The organism is Bacillus sp. LJBV19, assembly GCF_017797845.1.
GTDB lineage: Bacteria > Bacillota > Bacilli > Bacillales > Bacillaceae > Bacillus > Bacillus velezensis.
Genome location: NZ_CP072563.1, coordinates 2382401 through 2400135, shown reverse-complemented (window position 1 = coordinate 2400135; position 17735 = coordinate 2382401). Strand labels below are relative to the sequence as shown.

Below are 17735 nucleotides of genomic sequence, written 5' to 3'. Positions count from 1 at the left end.
TTCTTCATAATAATTGGCTTAAAGCTTTGCAGATACAAGAAAAAAACCCTGCCGGATAGGTTCCGGCAGGGTTTCAGTATTATGATTTGGCGGGCTCCGCCTGAGCCGCAGCTTGTTTCTTTTTATGATGCGTCTGCTGTAAAAGTACATTCTGCACTGTCAAAAACAGTCCGCTTGTAAACCAGTAAAGCGGCAGCGCAGCCGGTACGTTAAGTGAAAAAACGGTCATCATGACAGGGAAAATAAAGACCATGATTTTTGCTGACTGCATCGCGGCCGGATTTTGAGCAGCCGGTGAATATTTCTCGTTTAATTTTTGGGAAATATAAGCCTGTAAGAAATACATGGCCCCCGCGCACAGTGATACAAGAATATCTGAATGCCCTAAGCTGAACCACAGAAATGAGTGTGAAGCGATTTCCGGCGTTGAGCGGATGGCGTAATAAAAACCGATCAAAATCGGGAATTGCACCAGCATCGGAAGACATCCCATTGCCATCGGATTCAGATTGTGCTCACGGTAAAGCTTCATCATTTCCATTTGCAGTTCTTTTTGTTTTTCCGCATCTTTCGTTTGTTTCATTTTAGCCTGAATGCTGTCGACCTGCGGTTTGATCACAGCCATTTTTTCCTGGAACACCCGCTGTTTCTTAAATTGGTTCACAAACAAAGGCAATACAACGATCCGGACGATAATCGTCACCAGAATAATCGACAGTCCGTACTCACCGTGGAACAGGCCCGCCACACCTTTTAAAAGTGCCGAAAACGGCTCGATCAGGTAATCGTGGAAAAAACCGATATTCCCGAGGCCTCCCGTCTGAGTCTGAGATGTCGCCGCAAAAGCCGAGCGGCCTGTGCACAGTACGATAAAAAATAATCCGAATGCGATCCATTTTTGATATGTTTTAGACAATTATGTCTCCTCCTTTTTATCTTCACTTGCCGTTATAAAAGGAGGGAGCTGACATCTTCATCATCATTCGCCGGTGAATTCATGCGGATGACTTTACGTATCCAAGTTGTAATGCGATGATATATAATAATAAGAAAGTCTGTTCGGTTCAGCTGAACGACTGCTTGATGTTCATCTATTCGTTTCGTTCTCCAATGCTCGCCTGCGCGGCGCTCACGCAAAAGAAAAGCGATGCCGATCGCGGTCAGAGCGGGAAGAATAATTGTGAAAAAATCGACTAAAAATAAAAAGTCATTCATTGACTCAAGAATCATTTTATCACATCCATTCAGCTCTTATTTTACTACATATATTTAAGGTTGTCTATGAAAGGAAAGGAGGCGCCGGGAGTGGCCGGAAAAGGGAGAATTATATTTCATATCGATATGAATAGTTTTTATGCCTCCGTAGAAATGGCGTATGATCCGTCTTTAAGAGGAAAACCTATCGCCGTTGCCGGAAACGTGAAGGAACGGAAAGGAATCATCGTCACCTGCAGCTACGAAGCGAGAGCGCGGGGCGTAAAGACCACCATGCCGGTGTGGCGGGCAAAACGCCTCTGTCCGGAACTCATCGTCGTGCCTCCGAATTTTGACCGCTACCGGAGTTCGTCAAAAGAAATGTTCAGCATTCTGAGGGAGTATACGGATTTAGTCGAGCCTGTTTCTATTGATGAAGGATACATGGATATTACGGACACACCGCACAGACACAGGGCGTATGAGACAGCCGAAGACATTCAGGCGAGACTGCAAAAAGAGCTTTTGCTTCCGTCAAGCATCGGCATCGCCCCGAATAAATTTCTCGCCAAAATGGCGTCTGACATGAAAAAACCGCTCGGCATCACCATTTTAAGAAAAAGAGAGCTGCCGGACGTCTTATGGCCTCTTCCGATTGAAGAGATGCACGGTATAGGAACGAAAACTGCGGAAAAAATAAAAACGCTCGGCATCAAAACGATCGGTGATTTGGCAAAAGGAGATGAACATGCGCTGAAAACGCTTCTCGGCATAAACGGCCCGAGGCTGAAGGATAAAGCGAACGGCATCCATCCTGCAGAAGTCAATCCCGAGCGGATATATGAATTTAAAAGTGTCGGCAACTCATCCACCCTGTCGCATGATTCGGCTGACTGGGATGAATTAACGGGCGTGTTTGACCGGCTCGCGCTGTCTGTGAGCGAACGGCTCCAGCGTAAGGAGGTCATGGCCTGCCGGCTGTTCATCATGATTCGGTATGCGGATTGGAAAACGGTCACAAGAAGCATGACCCTCAGCAATCCGGCTGATCAGAAAAAAGACATCATGGAAGCGGCGATGGAACTGTTTGACAAGCACTGGAACCAAAATCCGGTAAGGCTTCTCGGCATCACCGGGACGGAACTGGTTGAAAAACAGCAGGCGTATAAACAGCTTGATCTGTTTTCATTCAAGGAGGACGCAAAGGATGAGCCGATTTTTCAGATGATGAACGAGCTGAATGAAAAGTACGGCCAAAACCTGATCAGAAAAGGCGCCGTTATAAAAAAAGAAGAAAGCAAAACAAGGGGAACGAGCTTTAACAGAGACTTTTTTCAGGATGAAAAGAAAAGGTGAATAACTTGAAAAAAGGGGTTATGTATGATAATTTCTTTAGTATAAATATCATTTTATTTTAATTTAAATTTTAAAATGGTTAAACGTTTGAAGAAGGGACGTTAGAATATGTCAAAACAACAAATCGGAGTTATCGGTCTTGCGGTAATGGGTAAAAATCTGGCTCTTAACATCGAAAGCCGGGGATTTTCTGTGTCTGTATACAACAGATCAAGCAGCAAAACGGAAGAGTTTTTAGAAGAGGCAAAAGGCAAAAATGTTGTCGGTACATACAGCATTGAGGAGTTTGTCCAGTCTCTTGAAACACCCCGTAAAATTTTATTAATGGTTAAAGCGGGAACTGCAACGGATGCGACGATTCAATCTCTTCTTCCTCATCTGGAAAAAGACGATATTTTGATTGACGGCGGAAATACATACTATAAAGATACACAGCGCCGGAACAAAGAGCTTGCCGAAAGCGGCATTCACTTTATCGGAACGGGTGTATCAGGCGGTGAAGAGGGAGCGCTGAAAGGGCCTTCTATTATGCCGGGCGGCCAAAAGGAAGCGCACGAACTCGTGAAACCGATTCTAGAAGCCATTTCTGCTAAAGTGGACGGAGAAGCTTGTACGACATACATCGGCCCGGACGGAGCGGGGCACTATGTAAAAATGGTGCACAACGGTATCGAATACGGTGACATGCAGCTGATCTCTGAGTCATATTTCATTCTGAAACAGGTGCTCGGATTGTCTGCCGAAGAGCTTCACGAAGTATTCGCTGAGTGGAACAAAGGAGAGCTTGACAGCTATCTGATCGAAATCACGGCTGACATTTTCACTAAAAAAGATGAAGAAACGGGCAAACCGCTTGTTGACGTTATCCTTGATAAAGCAGGCCAAAAAGGAACGGGTAAATGGACAAGCCAAAGTGCTCTTGACTTAGGCGTTCCGCTTCCGATTATCACTGAATCTGTTTTTGCGCGTTTCATTTCCGCAATGAAAGAAGAGCGTGTGAAAGCAAGCGGCCTTCTGTCCGGACCAGACGTTAAGCCGGTCACTGAAAATAAAGAAGAGCTGATTGAAGCGGTCAGAAAAGCGCTCTTCATGAGTAAAATCTGTTCTTACGCACAAGGCTTCGCCCAAATGAAAGCCGCGTCTGAAGAGTATAACTGGGATCTGAAATACGGTGAAATCGCGATGATTTTCCGCGGCGGCTGTATCATCCGCGCGGCGTTCCTGCAAAAGATCAAAGACGCGTATGACCGTGAACCGGAGCTTGACAACCTGCTGTTAGACAGCTACTTCAAAAACATTGCAGAAAGCTACCAAGGCGCCCTTCGCCAAGTGATTTCACTTGCCGTAGCCCAAGGCGTGCCGGTACCTTCGTTCTCAAGCGCACTTGCGTATTACGACAGCTACCGTACGGCAGTGCTTCCTGCAAACTTGATTCAAGCGCAGCGTGATTACTTCGGCGCGCATACGTATGAACGCACAGATAAAGAAGGCATTTTCCATACTGAATGGATGAAGTAATGAAGAAGCCCCCGCAGTTATTGCGGGGGCTTTTCTGATATTAAAAACCGCGGGCCGTCCATGAACGGCGCCGCGGTTTTTGATGTTTTCTTATATATTCCACCAGTGGAGACCGTCTTTTTCAAGAAGATCGTCCGAAGCTTTCGGTCCCATTGACCCGGCTTCATAATTCGGAGAAAGGGTTTTGTCGGCTGCCCACGTTTCGGAAATCGCATCGACGAAATTCCAGGAAAGCGCCACTTCGTCCCAATGGGCAAAGTTTGTCGCATCACCGAGCAGACAGTCATGGATTAATTTTTCATAGGCTTCCGGTGTGTTCATTTCATCACTGCAGTTGCTGCAGTAATCCAGCTTAATCGGCTGAGCATGAGCGGCTCCGCCTAATTTTTTAGCGTTCAGATATAGTGTGATGCCTTCATCCGGCTGAATATGGATGACAAGCAGGTTCGGATTTACATTCGTTTCATTGCCGTAATAAAGGTTCATCGGAATGTCTTTAAATTGAACGACGATTTTCGTTGATTTTTCTTTCATCCGTTTCCCTGTGCGGATATAAAACGGAACGCCGGCCCAGCGGAAGTTATCGATTAACAGCTTTCCGGACACGAATGTTTCCGTATTGGAATCCGGTGCTACATTTTGTTCATCTGTATAGCTCGGTACAGCGTTTCCGTCAATCGTTCCCGCTTGGTATTGTCCGCGGACGAAGAAGTCACTCACTTCGTTTGGAGCGACAGGGCGGAGAGCTCTCAGCACCTTCACTTTTTCGCTGCGGATTTCTTCCGTGTTCAGTTTAATCGGCGGTTCCATCGCCAAGAGAGCGACCATTTGTAAAATATGGTTTTGAACCATATCACGGAGTGCGCCTGATTTCTCGTAATATCTCGCACGATCCTCAACGCCGAGATCCTCACTTGACGTAATCTGGATGTTTGAGATGTAGCGGTTATTCCACAGCGGCTCAAACAGCGCATTCGCAAATCGGATGACTTCGATATTTTGAACCATTTGTTTGCCTAAGTAATGGTCGATCCGGTAAATTTGATCTTCCGTGAAAGCTTCGCGTATTTCTTTGTTAAGCTCTTTCGCACTCGGCAGGTCATGGCCGAACGGTTTTTCAATGACGAGACGGGACCAGCCATTTGTCGCTGTGACACCTTCGTTTTTAAGTGATTTTGCGATAGTGCCGAAAAACTCAGGAGCCATCGCCAAGTAAAACATTCTGTTGTTCGGGATTTCATATGTATGTTCAAGCTGATCAAGCAGGACATTCAGCTCCTGATAGGAACCCGGATTCGTTACATCAAACGGATGGTAATAAAAATGAGATGTGAAATCGTCTATGTCTTTTTGCCCGGCAGAAGAAACAGACGTTTTAACGGTTTCCCGGAGGTCCTCGTTTGACCAAGGTCTTCTTCCAACACCTACAACTGCAAACTCTTCACCAATTTGACCATTTTTATATAAACGGTGAATGGATGGGTAAAGTTTTCGTTTTGCCAAATCCCCTGTGGCACCAAATATTACAATTACTGCTTTTGGTTTGTCGTTTGTTTTCACTTAGAGTACCTCACTTTATCTGAAGCATGGTTTAAAACCCCGCATATTTCCTTCATTTTAAATCTAAAATTCGTTGAAAGCAAACATTTCAGCCTGTTTTTTGCGGTTTGCGGAAAAAAATTAATCAGGCCGGAGAAGGCCCGGGTGAATTCACATTTTCAGCCTGATCCTGTATCCTTAGTAGTACAAAGATCTAGGAGGAAGCATTGTGGAATTATTATTTTTAGGGACGGGGGCCGGCATGCCGGCAAAGACGAGAAACGTAACGTCCGTCGCGCTGAAGCTTCTTGAAGAAAGGCGTTCCGTATGGCTGTTTGATTGCGGAGAAGCCACTCAGCATCAGATATTACATACAACAATCAAACCGAGGAAAATTGAGAAGATTTTCATCACCCACCTTCACGGCGACCATGTTTACGGTCTTCCGGGTCTGTTGGGGAGCCGTTCATTTCAGGGCGGTGAAGAAGAGCTGACGATTTACGGGCCAAAAGGCATTAAAGCCTTTATCGAAACAAGCCTGCACGTGACGGCGACTCATCTGACGTATCCTCTTACCGTACACGAAATCGAAGAGGGGACGGTTTTTGAAGATGGGCAATTCATTGTTACCGCAGCATCCGTCATTCACGGCGTGGAAGCGTTCGGCTACCGGGTTCAGGAAAAGGATATTCCCGGCGCATTGCAGGCCGGCAGATTGAAAGAAATGAATATCCCGCCCGGACCCGTCTATCAGAAAATCAAAAAAGGCGAAACGGTCACACTTGACGATGGCAGAATCATTAACGGGCGGGATTTTTTGGAACCGCCGAAAAAAGGGAGAATCGTCGCTTTTTCCGGGGATACGAGGGCATCAGAGCGGGTAACGGAGCTGGCGCGCAATGCGGATGTGCTTGTTCATGAAGCGACGTTTGCCAAGGAAGATGCAAAGCTCGCACATAATTATTATCACGCAACGACAGAACAGGCTGCGCAAACGGCAAAAAAAGCAGGCGCCAAACAGCTGATTTTAACTCATATCAGCGCAAGGTATCAGGGTGAATCGCCGATAGAGCGTCTCGAACATGAGGCGAAAGCGGTATTTGAAAACAGTAAGATCGCATTTGACTTCATGGAGGTCACTGTGGAGCGGTCTTAAAAAATGGACGCTTGACATTTTTTTCTGATGAGATATAATAAAACGAAATAATTACGATTTGTATAAGGGGTGAAAATGATGCGTGTGAATGTTACATTGGCCTGTACAGAGACAGGGGACAGAAATTATATTACGACGAAGAACAAACGGACGAATCCGGACCGGTTAGAAATGAAAAAGTATTCACCCCGGTTGAAAAAGTATACGTTGCATCGTGAGACAAAATAGATCACGATAACAAAAGCCATTGTGCCGCTGCACAATGGCTTTTGTTTAATCAGTTTACCGCCTGATAGGCAGGAGCATTCATTTGCTGGCGCACCGCGCACCAAACATCATAAATGGCAAGGTGGACGATGTGCGGTTCATCGTGGTGAATGGCATGAGAACTGTTTTTGGCCTGAATCCATCCGCTTTGATAAGAGACATCAAGCATGCTTCTGTGCAGTTTCACCCATTGTTCATGAGCGTGCTTTAAGTGCTCATCCCGCTCTCCCGATGATAAAATCAACAGCGGCATATCGCCGAAATGAATCTGCTGATGCTTGATCTGACGAAGGCTCGTCAAAAATTCCGCGTGTGATCCTTCCAATATGAACTGTTTCAAATAGGCGGCTTTCATTTCTTCGGGAAGAAGCGGAAGCACTTTCGTCTCCTGATCCTCAGAAACCGGATCAAGCATCACCATCCCGAGAATATCCCGGCGGTTCCGGCTCGCCCAAAGTCTGCTGATAATCGCGCCGTATGAATGCGAGACGACAAGATAAGGAGGCTTGACGCCGGCCTTCAGAAGAAGAGCGTTTAATTCCTGTACCATGTGGTCCGCCGTTCTCTTGTTTCGGCTTTGTCCGCTTTTGCCGATTCCGGCTCTGTCATATGTGAAAACCCCAAATTCTTCATCTATGTCAGCGAGTAATGATGTCCATGTTTCAGAAGAAGTGCCGTAGCCGGCTTCAAAGACGATCGTCACTTCGCCGGCGCCTTTACGGTGTTTCGTATAAAACGGACACCCGTCAATCAGATATGTCCTTTCCATCCATGCTGCTTTCATTGGAGTCATCCCCTCTAATTGGTTCTATAGGGAAGACGGAGAAGCTTCGGCAATCGTTTCTCAAAAAATAAAAAAAGAGACAGCCGGATCGAAAAACTCCGGCTGTCACTTCATCACCATGCTCTGTCGTATTGAACCGGTGACGGTATTTCAGTATTCAGCTGCTTCGCTGCACTCCTTGCAAAGTGCGGATCGCGCAGAAGTTCTCTCGCGACAAAAATAAGGTCAGCGCGGTTGTTTTGCAGAATTTCTTCGGCCATTGTTCCCGTCGTTATCAAACCGACGGCGCCTGTTGCGATTTCGGCCTGTTCACGGATTTTCTCCGCAAAGCTCACTTGGTAGCCTGGGAAGACGTTAATATCAGCTTGAACGAGTGCGCCTGAGCTGCAATCAATGAGGTCGACTCCCTGTTCTTTCATCCACTTCGCAAAACCGATATGATCCGCAATGTCCAGCCCTTTGTCTGTATAATCCGATGCAGAAATACGGACAAATAACGGGCCGTCCCAGACTTCCTTGACGGCTTCAATGGTCTCGCCTAAGAAGCGGTAGCGATTTTCATGTGAGCCTCCGTATTCGTCTGTACGGTGATTGGACAGAGGGGACAAAAATTCGTGCATTAAGTAGCCGTGTGCCGCATGAAGTTCAATAATGTCAAAGCCGGCTTCTTTCGCGCGCGCCGCTGCCTGTTTGAATTCCTGAATGGTTTCTTTAATTTGTTCTGTCGTCATTTCAGCCGGTGTTTTGGACTGCTCATCGAACGGAATGGCTGACGGAGCGTAAATGTCTCCCTCAAGCTCAGCTTTACGTCCGGCGTGCGCAAGCTGAATGCCGATTTTAGATCCTTGCGCTTTCACTTGTTCCGTCAGTTTGGCAAAACCTTCGATATGATCATCGCTCCAAATGCCTAAATCCTGATCGGAAATGCGCCCCTGCGGATTAACGGCTGTCGCTTCCACGATAATCAGGCCGACCTGGCCGATTGCACGCGATATATAGTGCGCCATATGAAAAGGCTGCAGTTTTCCGTCCTTCTCATGTGAGGAATACATGCACATCGGTGCCATAACAATACGGTTTTTGATCGTTACATCTTTAACGGTCCATGGTGTGAATAATTTTCTGGCCATTTATTTCGCCTCCCGGAATGTTTTAGACATTGATTATAACAATTCATGATCATTCAGTCATATAAACTGCTCACGACTGAGTGCATTGTTATTATTGTTCTGGAAGGGCATTTTTTTATACACATCGGTGCCGTATCTTCATAACAGGCATTTACAGCCGATCATATAGCAAATATAGATGAGAAACGCACCGATGACTGCGTGGCCTCCTTTGAACCAGTTTGTCAGGATGAAAATACTGCTGATGAAGATCACCGCGCCGAAGGCACCGAATATTCCGTTTTTTTGAGCGGCTCTGAAATCGTCGGGGCTCATATTTTTCAGCTGCAAGTGAATATTCAGTAACGTCATGATCGGAAGCAATGTAATAACGCCTGATAAAAATAAGTATTTCGATTTGCTTAAATACGCGGCGGCCACCATAATGGTGCCGCCGATAAAAAATTGAATGAGAAAACTCATGCTGAAACGCTCACCTTCTGTTTGTTATCAAGTATAATGATGGAGACATTGCCATTTTATTTTTGATTGATGTATAAGTAAACTAAATATAACTAATGCATTGGATAATAAAGAATGATATCTGGGAGATGAAGCCGGTTGGATTTAAAGAAGCATTTAGCCTTTATTAAAACGGTTGAAAGCGGCAGCCTGACCCAAGCCGCTGCCATATTGAATTACACACAGCCGAACATCAGCCAAATGATCAGTAAATTAGAGGAAGAGTACGGTTTTCCGCTTTTGATCAGACAGCGGCATGGAGTGAGGCCGACCGCAAATGGCTTGAAAGTGTTACATATTATGAAGGAAATTCAAAAAAACTATGAAAAACTGTCTGAAACCGTTGATAATATTAATGGGTTAGAAAGAGGGGAAGTCCGGCTCGGCACTGTTACGAGCGTGGCGGTAAAATGGCTGCCGAAAATTTTGAGGGAATTTAATGAGCTGTATCCTTCCATTAAGGTGCATTTGTTTGAAGGAAATTCTACTGAACTGGAAGAATGGCTGAAAGATGACCGGATTGATGCGGCGATCGGGACATCCCACAGCGAGAAGTGGCATTTTTACCCGTTGGCAGAGGACCCGATTGTAGCGGTGATGAGCCCGCAGCATGAATTGGCGCAATGTGAAACGGTTCCGTTACATGTCATGGAGTCCGTCAAATGTATCGTGCCTTATCCGGAGACACATTTTGATGTGCTGAAAGTGCTGAAGGAAGAAAAGATCACGCCGCGGGTCGCCTATCAAATCAGAGGGGATGAAGCTATTATTGCAATGGTGCGGAACAATCTGGGGATCAGCATCTTGCCGCAGCTTTTGGTGAATGATTGTGATGTGCTCATCAAACGGTTCGACCGGTATGTCTCCAGGCAGCTCGGCATTTTGACAGCTCATGCAAAGGAGACGCAGACACCTTCTGTCCAGAAACTGATTCAATGCATACAAGAATGGGTTGCGGTCCATCAGGCTTCTGTCTGAAGAAGCCTGATATGCGTTTAAGCCGGTTCAGCATAATAGACCAGCATAAAATATGTCACCGGTTCCCGAGGAATTAAAATAACTGCGGCGTCGCCCGAAGTCAGCACATGCTTTTCGTCATAAAGCTCAACCGTCAATTCACCGCTTTTGATTAAAAAGTATTCTTCCCCTAAATGTGATTTTGCCTCATGGGCGCAGCCCGGCTTCAGGTCAACTATGCCTTGAAAACAAAAAGTCTGACCGTGACGGTGGTGAGCGGGATTTCGTCTGTTTATATAAAAAGGGCATCAACGGCACATGCTGTTGATGCTTTTTTTGACATGCTAGGGTTTGGAGAGCACTTCAATTCCGACGTTGACCATTTTGTCCAGTCCCATAAAAGACAGGCAGATTTTGGCGCGTCTTTTTCTTTTATCGATCTTTTTAATAATGCCTTCCATTCCTTTAAGAGGCCCTGAGGCAACGGTTACTTTTGAATTTTCAATATAGACTTTTGAATAATCTACAGTGTCTCCTTCTCCGATCAGCCTGATAATAGGGAGGATTTCTTCATCCGTAATTGTCGTGAAATAGGTTTTACGCTCTTTGGAATAATATGCGCCGTTATTCACGATTCTGCATGAAATGGGGAGTTCTTTGATTTTATGAAATGTCCGCTCTGTCATCTTCGTTTTAAACAGCACATATCCCGGAAACATCTTTTTGAGTGCCTCGTATTTGATTCCGGCTTTTCGTTCTGTGACTTTTTTCTTGGGTATGATTGAGTAGAGAGCCTGCTCATCAAACTGCAGACGCAGAAATTTTTGAACTGTTTCTTCTTTTCCGGACTCTACAAAAAGTGCGTACCATTTCATGACTGGATCCTCCTTAGAATAATAAGAAATTATTATACAAAGAAAGTATTTAATGGATAGTATTTAAAATGATTAAAAATTTTTCTAATTCGTCTTTTTTTTACATAATATATGAAAATGAAAAATAAGTATAGACCCAATTGACAGAGAAGCGATGAATTTTCTTTGACATGAAAAGGGTTCAGGGAATTATCTGACATTTATCCCGAAACAATTATGCCGACTGTCCACCGAATATAAAACTGTGGAATAAATGTCAGAAAATAACGAAATAAAGCCTTGACATTATTATCTATAAATTGATATTATTCTCTTTAAATAGCAACTATTTGTTAAATTTATTAAATTGATGTAAAGCACCTATTAAATTTCAATCGCTGTTTCGGCACGTTGAAGAGGAAATAGGGATTATAAAAATGATTGTAGTGTATATATCTACATATACATGATAAGGGAGAAGTGTGCCGTCATCGCTGTTTTCGGGCATATTGGCACTGCAGCTTGTCATGAGAAACATTCAGTAAACAAGCAATATGTTTTAATATAAATTATGTTAGAAAAGGAAAACACAATGCGTTTGCGATTTTTAAACCTGTGCTGAATCGCAAACGCGTTTGTGTTTTTATTTTTATGCCGGTGTTTACACCAGTCAATATATGAAAATAAGAGACGTTTTTGTATGGAGAACCACATGTGATGTACAAAATTGGCGATGCGGAAAGGATGAGGATAAGATGCTTACGTTTGTGTTCCCGGGGCAGGGTTCTCAATTTAAAGGAATGGGAGCCGGACTGTTTGATGAATTTCAAGATCTGACACGTCAGGCTGATGACATATTAGGCTACTCTATAGAAGAATTGTGTCTGGAGGATCCGAATCACCAACTGGGGAAAACGCAATTTACCCAGCCGGCGTTATATACGGTGAGTGCACTCAGTTATTTAAAGAAAATGAAAGAGTCCGGCAGAGAGCCTGATTACGCCGCAGGGCACAGTTTAGGAGAATATAATGCGTTATTTGCGGCCGGCTGCTTTGATTTTGAGACCGGTTTGCAGCTTGTAAAAAAAAGAGGGGAGCTCATGAGCAAGGCAGCTCCCGGAGGCATGGCGGCGGTTTTGGGGTTTACGGCTGAACAAGTAAAAGAGGTTCTATCCGATTATCATCTGACCGGCATTGATATCGCTAACCACAATTCACCTTCGCAAATTGTGATCGCCGGAACGAAACAAGACATTGAAAAAGCGGGCCCCGTCTTTGAAAAAGCCGGCGTGAGAATGTACCTTCCTTTAAATGTGAGCGGCGCCTTCCATTCCCGCTATATGAAAGATGCTGAAAAAGAGTTCAAGGATTATTTAGAAGAAACGGCGTTTTTGCCTCTTCGTTTTCCGGTGATCTCAAATCTTCATGCCGCACCTTATAAGAATGATGAAATCAAAACAAATCTGACTTTGCAAATGACCAATCAGGTAAAGTGGACGGACACGATACGCCGTCTGATGGGACTTGAAAATAATGAAATTGCAGAAGTCGGGCCCGGGGAAGTGCTGACAAAACTGACGCGTCAGATTAAAAAAGATGCCGTCCCATTACCTATGCCGAAAGAAGAGTCTGATACTGCTGATGTTAAAGCATCGGCAGCTGATTCGCAAAAAACGGCGGGAATGAGATTAGGGAACGAAGATTTTAAAAAAGATTATAACATCCAATATGCTTACATGACGGGCTCCATGTACAGGGGAATTGCTTCGGAACAGATGGTCATTAAAGCGGCAAAAGCGGGAATGCTGGGCTTTTTCGGAACGGGCGGATTGAGTATCGAACGGATCGGACAGGCCATCGGAACCATCCGGTCTGCACTGCGGCAAGGGGAAACATTCGGAATGAATCTTCTTCATCATATGATGTCACCTGACAAGGAAGTCAGAATGATAGATTTATATTTGAAAAACGGCATTCATCTTATTGAAGCATCGGCATTTATGGGCATAACCCCCGCTCTCGTTATATACAGGGCAAAGGGATTAAGCAGGAATCATGACGGGTCGGTGTCAGTTCAAAACAGAATCATCGCGAAAGTATCCCGGCCTGAAGTCGCTGAGGCCTTTCTAAGTCCGGCTCCGGCTCATGTGCTGGAAAGACTTGTGTCTGACAATCGGCTGACAGCCGGGGAAGCGGCGCTTGCAAAAGAAATTCCGATGGCTGATGACATTTGCGTTGAAGCGGATTCAGGAGGGCATACCGACCAAGGGATTCCGTATACATTAATGCCTGCCATGATCAGACTCAGAGACCGCATGATGGAGAAGCACGGTTATGCGAAAAAAGTAAGAATCGGCGCAGCGGGCGGCATCGGCACTCCGGAAGCGGCTGCTGCGGCGTTTCTGCTCGGCGCCGAATTTATCGGAACCGGTTCTATTAATCAATGCACGGTCGAAGCCGGGACAAGTGATTCAGTGAAAGATCTGCTTCAGGAAGCGAACGTGCAGGATACGTCATACGCTCCCGCGGGAGATATGTTTGAAGCGGGAGCAAGGGTGCAGGTGCTGAAAAAAGGCCTGTTTTTCCCGGCAAGAGCCAATAAACTTTTTGACTTGTACAGACAATACAATTCTTTAGATGAAATAGATGAAAAAACGAAAACATTAATTGAAGAAAAGTATTTCCAGCGCAGTTTTGAAGAGGTGTATGAGCAATTGAAACGTGATAAATCTCCTGAGCAGATCGCCAAAGCCGAACAGAATCCGAAACACAAAATGGCGATGGTATTTAAATGGTATTTTTCTCATACGACAAGGCTCGCTCTGGAAGGAAAAAGCGAAAGTAAAATAGATTACCAAATTCATTGCGGCCCTGCGCTCGGCGCGTTTAATCAATGGGTGAAAGGAACCCCGCTTGAAAATTGGAGAAACAGGCATGTCGATCTGATCGGCAAACAGCTTATGGAAGAAACAGCCGGCCTTCTTGCGCAAAGGCTGGTATCGATTACAGGCTGAGTATGACCAGCCATTACATTTTTTCTGCGGAGGACAGACCATGCTGATTGAAAATCATGAATTAACGATGAGCCATGTCGGGTTAGGGAATTTGAATGAGTACGCGCTGCTGCTGTTATTCGGCAACGCACACAGTCACCATTTAACGGACGGAACGGGATTCCGGCCTGATCAGATGGCCGATCACCAAGGGCTGATTTTGTATCCGGCTTATTTTATGACACATCTCAAAGTTCCTTCAGATAAGCCTCTTGATCAGTACCGATTATGGGACGAGGTTTCCGTCGGAGTCGATATCTCCCGGTTTGGAGAAACCATATTAGAATCTGATTATTTGTTCGGGCCGAAAGGAGCGGTCAGCTCTGATAAAAGCGAGTGGGACCGGGGACGGTTTCCTTCTATGAAAGCCAATAGTTTAATTGTCGTCGACGTCACACAAACAGAAGGTTCGACCCGCAAAGTCTCAGCGCCTAAGGCTGAATGCATTGCGGAACTTTCTAAGCTAGCCAAGCCGCCTTACGCGCTGATGCGGTCAAAGAAAATCAGAACGGACGCCTTCGGTATGAAGCCGGGCAATCTCAAAACAGCAGACCCCGTTTCATATCGGGTTCCTGTTGATCAGGATGCTGCGCCGGGGCATGCCATGGTGTTTGCGAAATTCAGCAAGATAATGGATGCGGCGGAATTTGAATGGATGACGCGCCGGTCGAAGCCGGGTTTTCCGGTTTCAATCGCGCGGCATTTATTTTTGCTTGAAAGAGAGACGTATTATTACGGAAATTGTTTTGCAGATGAAGAGCTTGATATTTATATGACGGGACACATTGAAGAATGCGATCCCGACTTTCACGGTGAGTCCCTCGGTATGATCTCAGTGGCGAAAATCAGCTATCAGATTGAAGTCTATATGAAAAGAAATCATACATTGCTGGCCATTTCCAAGGTGGATAAGCTGCTGGCGGTGCCGACCGCTTCACAAGATCATATTCCGGATTATAAACGGGTCATCAGAAGTTTATAAAATGAAGAATGGAGCTGAAAGCAAATGGAACAAACCAAGGAAATGAAGCAGATCATCGCACAAATCATTCAGGATATTCAAGAACAGCAGTCATATCGGGCCGTCGAAGCGGGAGATGATGTGAGGGTCATAGAGGATCTGGGCTTCTCATCACTGGATATCGCTCAATTAGTCGCACAGATGGAGATGGAAACCGGAGTAGATCCTTTTTCCCAAGGAGAAACAATTTCCAGCATTACAACCGTCGGCAGCATTTGTGATATTTATCAAAAATATATGGACAGTGCTCAATCATGAAAACAGAAAGCGGGGGAGATATCAGCTGGGTGACTGATAAGCTTAGGGAAACGCAAGACAGTGAGTTTCTCATTTTTAAAGGGCAGACTTTTACGTATGATGATTTGCTGACACGAATCAGCTTTTTTCAGAAAGAACTTGAACAAAACGGAATACGTCAAGGAGAATGTGTGGCGCTTATCGGGGATTATTCCCCGAACGCCATTTTTTTGCTGATGGCGCTTTTGTTAAACCGAAATATCGTTGTCCCTCTCAGTAATGAGTCAAGGGAAAAGCATCTCGATATGTTTGAAGACGCGAAAGTGAATCAAATCATTGAAATAAATGAAAATGACAGCTGGACGCTTCGTGAAGGTTCTGAAAGCGCCGCTCACCCTCTGCTTGATGATCTGCGCGAGAGAGGGGAGTCAGGCATTATTATTTTCACATCGGGAACCTCCGGCAAAAGCAAAGCATCCGTGTTAAGCGCCGGCCGGCTGCTTGAAAAATATAAAACGGCGAAGAGAAAACCGCTGCGTACGCTCATTTTTCTGAAATTAGATCATATCGGCGGCATTAATACGCTGTTTGCGATTCTGTTTAACGGGGGGACGATCGTCACATCAGACAGCAGAACGCCGGAGTCCGTTTATCAGGCGGTCGACAAACATGCTGTCCAAGTGCTCCCCGCCACCCCGACCTTTTTAAACATGCTGCTGATGTCCAAGGCGGATGCCGGCTATAACCTCTCTTCACTCCGGCTGATCACTTACGGCACAGAGCCGATGCCCCAATCGACGCTGCGCGGCATCCACCGGCTGTTTCCGGATGTACGGCTGAAACAAACATACGGATTAACTGAACTGGGTATATTCTCAACGAAATCAAAAGACAGCCAATCCACTTGGATGAAAGTGGGCGGTGCCGGAACAGAGACCAAAATTACCGGAGGCACGCTTTGGGTCCGTTCTGAGTCGGCGATGCTCGGCTATTTAAACGCACCGTCACCTTTCGATGAAGACGGCTGGTACGACACCGGTGACCAGGTGGAAACAGACGGCGAATATATAAGAATTCTCGGAAGAAAGAGTGAAATCATTAATGTGGGCGGAGAGAAAGTGTTTCCGGCAGAGGTGGAAAGCGTCTTTCTGGAGATACCGAATGTCCGGGATGTTCTCATAACGGGCAGAAAAAATCCGATTACGGGCGAGATTGTCGCGGCAGAGGCCGTGCTTGAAAAAGAGGAAGATATCAAATCTTTCAGAAAGCGGGCCGTAGCTCATTGCAGACAGAAGCTGCAGCCATATCAGATACCGCAGATCATCTCTGTTACAGATCGGAAACTGTCTAATGATCGATTTAAAAAAATAAGAAACGTGTAAAACAGGAGGCAAATATGAATAACGGAAAAGTAGCGGTCGTCAGCGGAGGAAGCCGGGGGCTGGGAAAAGCGATTGTACAGACGCTTTTGGATGAGGATTACAAAGTAGCCGCTTTCAGCCGCAGTGAATCTGATTTTATTAACACATTGAGAGAGAGTGAAAAGTACCGCGGCCGCTTTTATTGGGAAGCGGCGGATGCGGCGGATGCTGCCGCCATGAAACAGTTTGTTCTTCAAGTATACCGCAAGTTTTCCAGAATAGACGGCTTGGTCAATAACGCCGGTTTGAACCTTGATCAGCTTCTGCCCCTGACCAATGATGAAGACATTGACCGCATCCTCAATCTGAATATCGGTTCAGTCATCAAGCTGACCCGAAACGTTTCCCGGGTCATGCTGAAACAAAATTCCGGATCAATCGTTAACATAAGCTCCATTATCGGCTCAAGAGGATTTAAAGGCACTTCAGTCTACAGCGCATCCAAAGCGGCTCTTGACGGCTTGACGCGAAGCCTGGCCAGGGAGCTCGGGTCTAAAGGAATCCGTGTCAATTCACTTGCGCCCGGTTTTGTGGACACCGATATGACGAAAAATATGCCGGAAAAACAAAAATCGCAGATTATCAGAAGGACGCCGATGGGACGTTTAGGCGAAACAGACGATATGACCGGACTCGTTCGTTTCCTGCTTTCTCCTGAATCGTCCTTTATGACCGGACAGACAATTGCGATAGACGGCGGATTAACTTGTTAAAGCACAGAAAAATTCTTTTGTACAAGGGATGGTA

18 protein-coding genes are annotated in these 17735 nt (G+C 45.6%); 10 read left to right on the top strand and 8 right to left on the bottom strand.

What is annotated here, in order from left to right:
• Window positions 1-79: 79 nt before the first annotated feature.
• Together J6600_RS11375 and J6600_RS11370 are read right to left on the bottom strand one after the other, a co-directional pair.
• Complete coding sequence (locus J6600_RS11375; protein WP_007408393.1) at window positions 80-916, bottom strand: membrane protein insertase YidC; 837 nt, start codon at window positions 914-916, stop codon at window positions 80-82.
• Between the two features lie 32 nt (window positions 917-948).
• Entirely contained in the window at window positions 949-1230 is a 282-nt protein-coding gene (locus tag J6600_RS11370) for a hypothetical protein (protein WP_014418326.1), read from the bottom strand.
• Between the two features lie 75 nt (window positions 1231-1305).
• On the opposite strand from J6600_RS11370, the gene J6600_RS11365 reads away from it, so the two are divergent.
• Both J6600_RS11365 and gndA read left to right on the top strand, forming a co-directional pair.
• Window positions 1306-2550, top strand: coding sequence for a DNA polymerase IV (locus J6600_RS11365; protein ID WP_029973901.1), 1245 nt, complete (start codon window positions 1306-1308; stop codon window positions 2548-2550).
• A 108-nt stretch (window positions 2551-2658) separates the two neighbouring features.
• Complete coding sequence (gndA, locus tag J6600_RS11360; RefSeq protein ID WP_003153241.1) at window positions 2659-4068, top strand: NADP-dependent phosphogluconate dehydrogenase; 1410 nt, start codon at window positions 2659-2661, stop codon at window positions 4066-4068.
• Window positions 4069-4158: 90 nt separating this feature from the next.
• Here the strand turns inward: gndA and zwf are convergent, their stop codons facing one another.
• On the bottom strand, window positions 4159-5628 hold the full coding sequence (zwf, locus tag J6600_RS11355; protein ID WP_012117935.1) for a glucose-6-phosphate dehydrogenase: 1470 nt from the start codon (window positions 5626-5628) through the stop codon (window positions 4159-4161).
• Between the two features lie 208 nt (window positions 5629-5836).
• Here zwf and rnz point away from each other — a divergent pair, with 208 nt between their 5' ends.
• Both rnz and rpmG read left to right on the top strand, forming a co-directional pair.
• Window positions 5837-6763, top strand: coding sequence for a ribonuclease Z (rnz, locus tag J6600_RS11350; protein WP_209387416.1), 927 nt, complete (start codon window positions 5837-5839; stop codon window positions 6761-6763).
• A 78-nt stretch (window positions 6764-6841) separates the two neighbouring features.
• Entirely contained in the window at window positions 6842-6991 is a 150-nt protein-coding gene (rpmG, locus tag J6600_RS11345; protein ID WP_003153246.1) for a 50S ribosomal protein L33, read from the top strand.
• Window positions 6992-7040: 49 nt separating this feature from the next.
• Here rpmG and J6600_RS11340 read toward each other — a convergent pair whose 3' ends face one another.
• The 3 genes from J6600_RS11340 to J6600_RS11330 all read right to left on the bottom strand — a co-directional run bounded on the left by J6600_RS11340 (window position 7041) and on the right by J6600_RS11330 (window position 9406).
• Window positions 7041-7814 carry an alpha/beta fold hydrolase gene (locus J6600_RS11340; protein WP_014418323.1) on the bottom strand — a complete coding sequence of 258 codons (774 nt, stop codon included), beginning with the start codon at window positions 7812-7814 and terminating at the stop codon, window positions 7041-7043.
• Between the two features lie 113 nt (window positions 7815-7927).
• A complete protein-coding gene (gene namA / locus J6600_RS11335) occupies window positions 7928-8944 on the bottom strand; it encodes an NADPH dehydrogenase NamA (RefSeq protein WP_003153250.1) in 1017 nt (338 codons plus the stop codon).
• A 138-nt stretch (window positions 8945-9082) separates the two neighbouring features.
• The gene (locus J6600_RS11330) at window positions 9083-9406 is read right to left on the bottom strand and encodes a GlpM family protein (protein ID WP_071181835.1); all 324 of its coding nucleotides are present in this window, start codon (window positions 9404-9406) and stop codon (window positions 9083-9085) included.
• A gap of 138 nt (window positions 9407-9544) precedes the next feature.
• On the opposite strand from J6600_RS11330, the gene J6600_RS11325 reads away from it, so the two are divergent.
• Window positions 9545-10423 carry a LysR family transcriptional regulator gene (locus J6600_RS11325; RefSeq protein ID WP_012117931.1) on the top strand — a complete coding sequence of 293 codons (879 nt, stop codon included), beginning with the start codon at window positions 9545-9547 and terminating at the stop codon, window positions 10421-10423.
• A 17-nt stretch (window positions 10424-10440) separates the two neighbouring features.
• Here J6600_RS11325 and J6600_RS19600 read toward each other — a convergent pair whose 3' ends face one another.
• Both J6600_RS19600 and loaP read right to left on the bottom strand, forming a co-directional pair.
• Complete coding sequence (locus J6600_RS19600; RefSeq protein WP_233499541.1) at window positions 10441-10632, bottom strand: cupin domain-containing protein; 192 nt, start codon at window positions 10630-10632, stop codon at window positions 10441-10443.
• A gap of 114 nt (window positions 10633-10746) precedes the next feature.
• Entirely contained in the window at window positions 10747-11277 is a 531-nt protein-coding gene (gene loaP, locus J6600_RS11315; RefSeq protein WP_022552995.1) for an antiterminator LoaP, read from the bottom strand.
• Window positions 11278-12011: 734 nt separating this feature from the next.
• Between loaP and fabD the strand changes: the two genes are divergently transcribed.
• From fabD to J6600_RS11290, 5 genes are read left to right on the top strand one after another with little or no spacing between them, the layout of a single operon-like run.
• Window positions 12012-14270 (top strand): ACP S-malonyltransferase, encoded by a 2259-nt coding sequence (gene fabD, locus J6600_RS11310; protein WP_209387415.1) that lies wholly within the window; start codon window positions 12012-12014, stop codon window positions 14268-14270.
• Window positions 14271-14310: 40 nt separating this feature from the next.
• Complete coding sequence (locus J6600_RS11305) at window positions 14311-15291, top strand: LnmK family bifunctional acyltransferase/decarboxylase (RefSeq protein ID WP_209387414.1); 981 nt, start codon at window positions 14311-14313, stop codon at window positions 15289-15291.
• 24 nt (window positions 15292-15315) lie between these two features.
• Window positions 15316-15588, top strand: a complete 273-nt coding sequence (locus J6600_RS11300) for an acyl carrier protein (RefSeq protein WP_003153264.1) — start codon at window positions 15316-15318, stop codon at window positions 15586-15588.
• The gene (locus tag J6600_RS11295; protein WP_209387413.1) at window positions 15585-16949 is read left to right on the top strand and encodes a long-chain fatty acid--CoA ligase; all 1365 of its coding nucleotides are present in this window, start codon (window positions 15585-15587) and stop codon (window positions 16947-16949) included. The genes J6600_RS11300 and J6600_RS11295 overlap by 4 nt, the downstream gene beginning before the upstream one ends.
• Window positions 16950-16963: 14 nt before the next feature.
• Entirely contained in the window at window positions 16964-17701 is a 738-nt protein-coding gene (locus J6600_RS11290) for an SDR family oxidoreductase (RefSeq protein WP_014418315.1), read from the top strand.
• Window positions 17702-17735 lie beyond the last annotated feature (34 nt).

Excerpts from the sequence above, each read along its gene's own strand:
- rpmG (WP_003153246.1), top strand. The coding sequence starts at position 6,842 with ATGCGTGTGAATGTTACATTGGCCTGTACAGAGACAGGGGACAGAAAT.
- J6600_RS11295 (WP_209387413.1), top strand. The coding sequence starts at position 15,585 with ATGAAAACAGAAAGCGGGGGAGATATCAGCTGGGTGACTGATAAGCTT.
- J6600_RS11340 (WP_014418323.1), bottom strand. The coding sequence starts at position 7,814 with ATGAAAGCAGCATGGATGGAAAGGACATATCTGATTGACGGGTGTCCG.
- J6600_RS11370 (WP_014418326.1), bottom strand. The coding sequence starts at position 1,230 with ATGATTCTTGAGTCAATGAATGACTTTTTATTTTTAGTCGATTTTTTC.
- J6600_RS11300 (WP_003153264.1), top strand. The coding sequence starts at position 15,316 with ATGGAACAAACCAAGGAAATGAAGCAGATCATCGCACAAATCATTCAG.
- J6600_RS11290 (WP_014418315.1), top strand. The coding sequence starts at position 16,964 with ATGAATAACGGAAAAGTAGCGGTCGTCAGCGGAGGAAGCCGGGGGCTG.
- gndA (WP_003153241.1), top strand. The coding sequence starts at position 2,659 with ATGTCAAAACAACAAATCGGAGTTATCGGTCTTGCGGTAATGGGTAAA.
- loaP (WP_022552995.1), bottom strand. The coding sequence starts at position 11,277 with ATGAAATGGTACGCACTTTTTGTAGAGTCCGGAAAAGAAGAAACAGTT.
- namA (WP_003153250.1), bottom strand. The coding sequence starts at position 8,944 with ATGGCCAGAAAATTATTCACACCATGGACCGTTAAAGATGTAACGATC.
- fabD (WP_209387415.1), top strand. The coding sequence starts at position 12,012 with ATGCTTACGTTTGTGTTCCCGGGGCAGGGTTCTCAATTTAAAGGAATG.
- J6600_RS11330 (WP_071181835.1), bottom strand. The coding sequence starts at position 9,406 with ATGAGTTTTCTCATTCAATTTTTTATCGGCGGCACCATTATGGTGGCC.
- J6600_RS11305 (WP_209387414.1), top strand. The coding sequence starts at position 14,311 with ATGCTGATTGAAAATCATGAATTAACGATGAGCCATGTCGGGTTAGGG.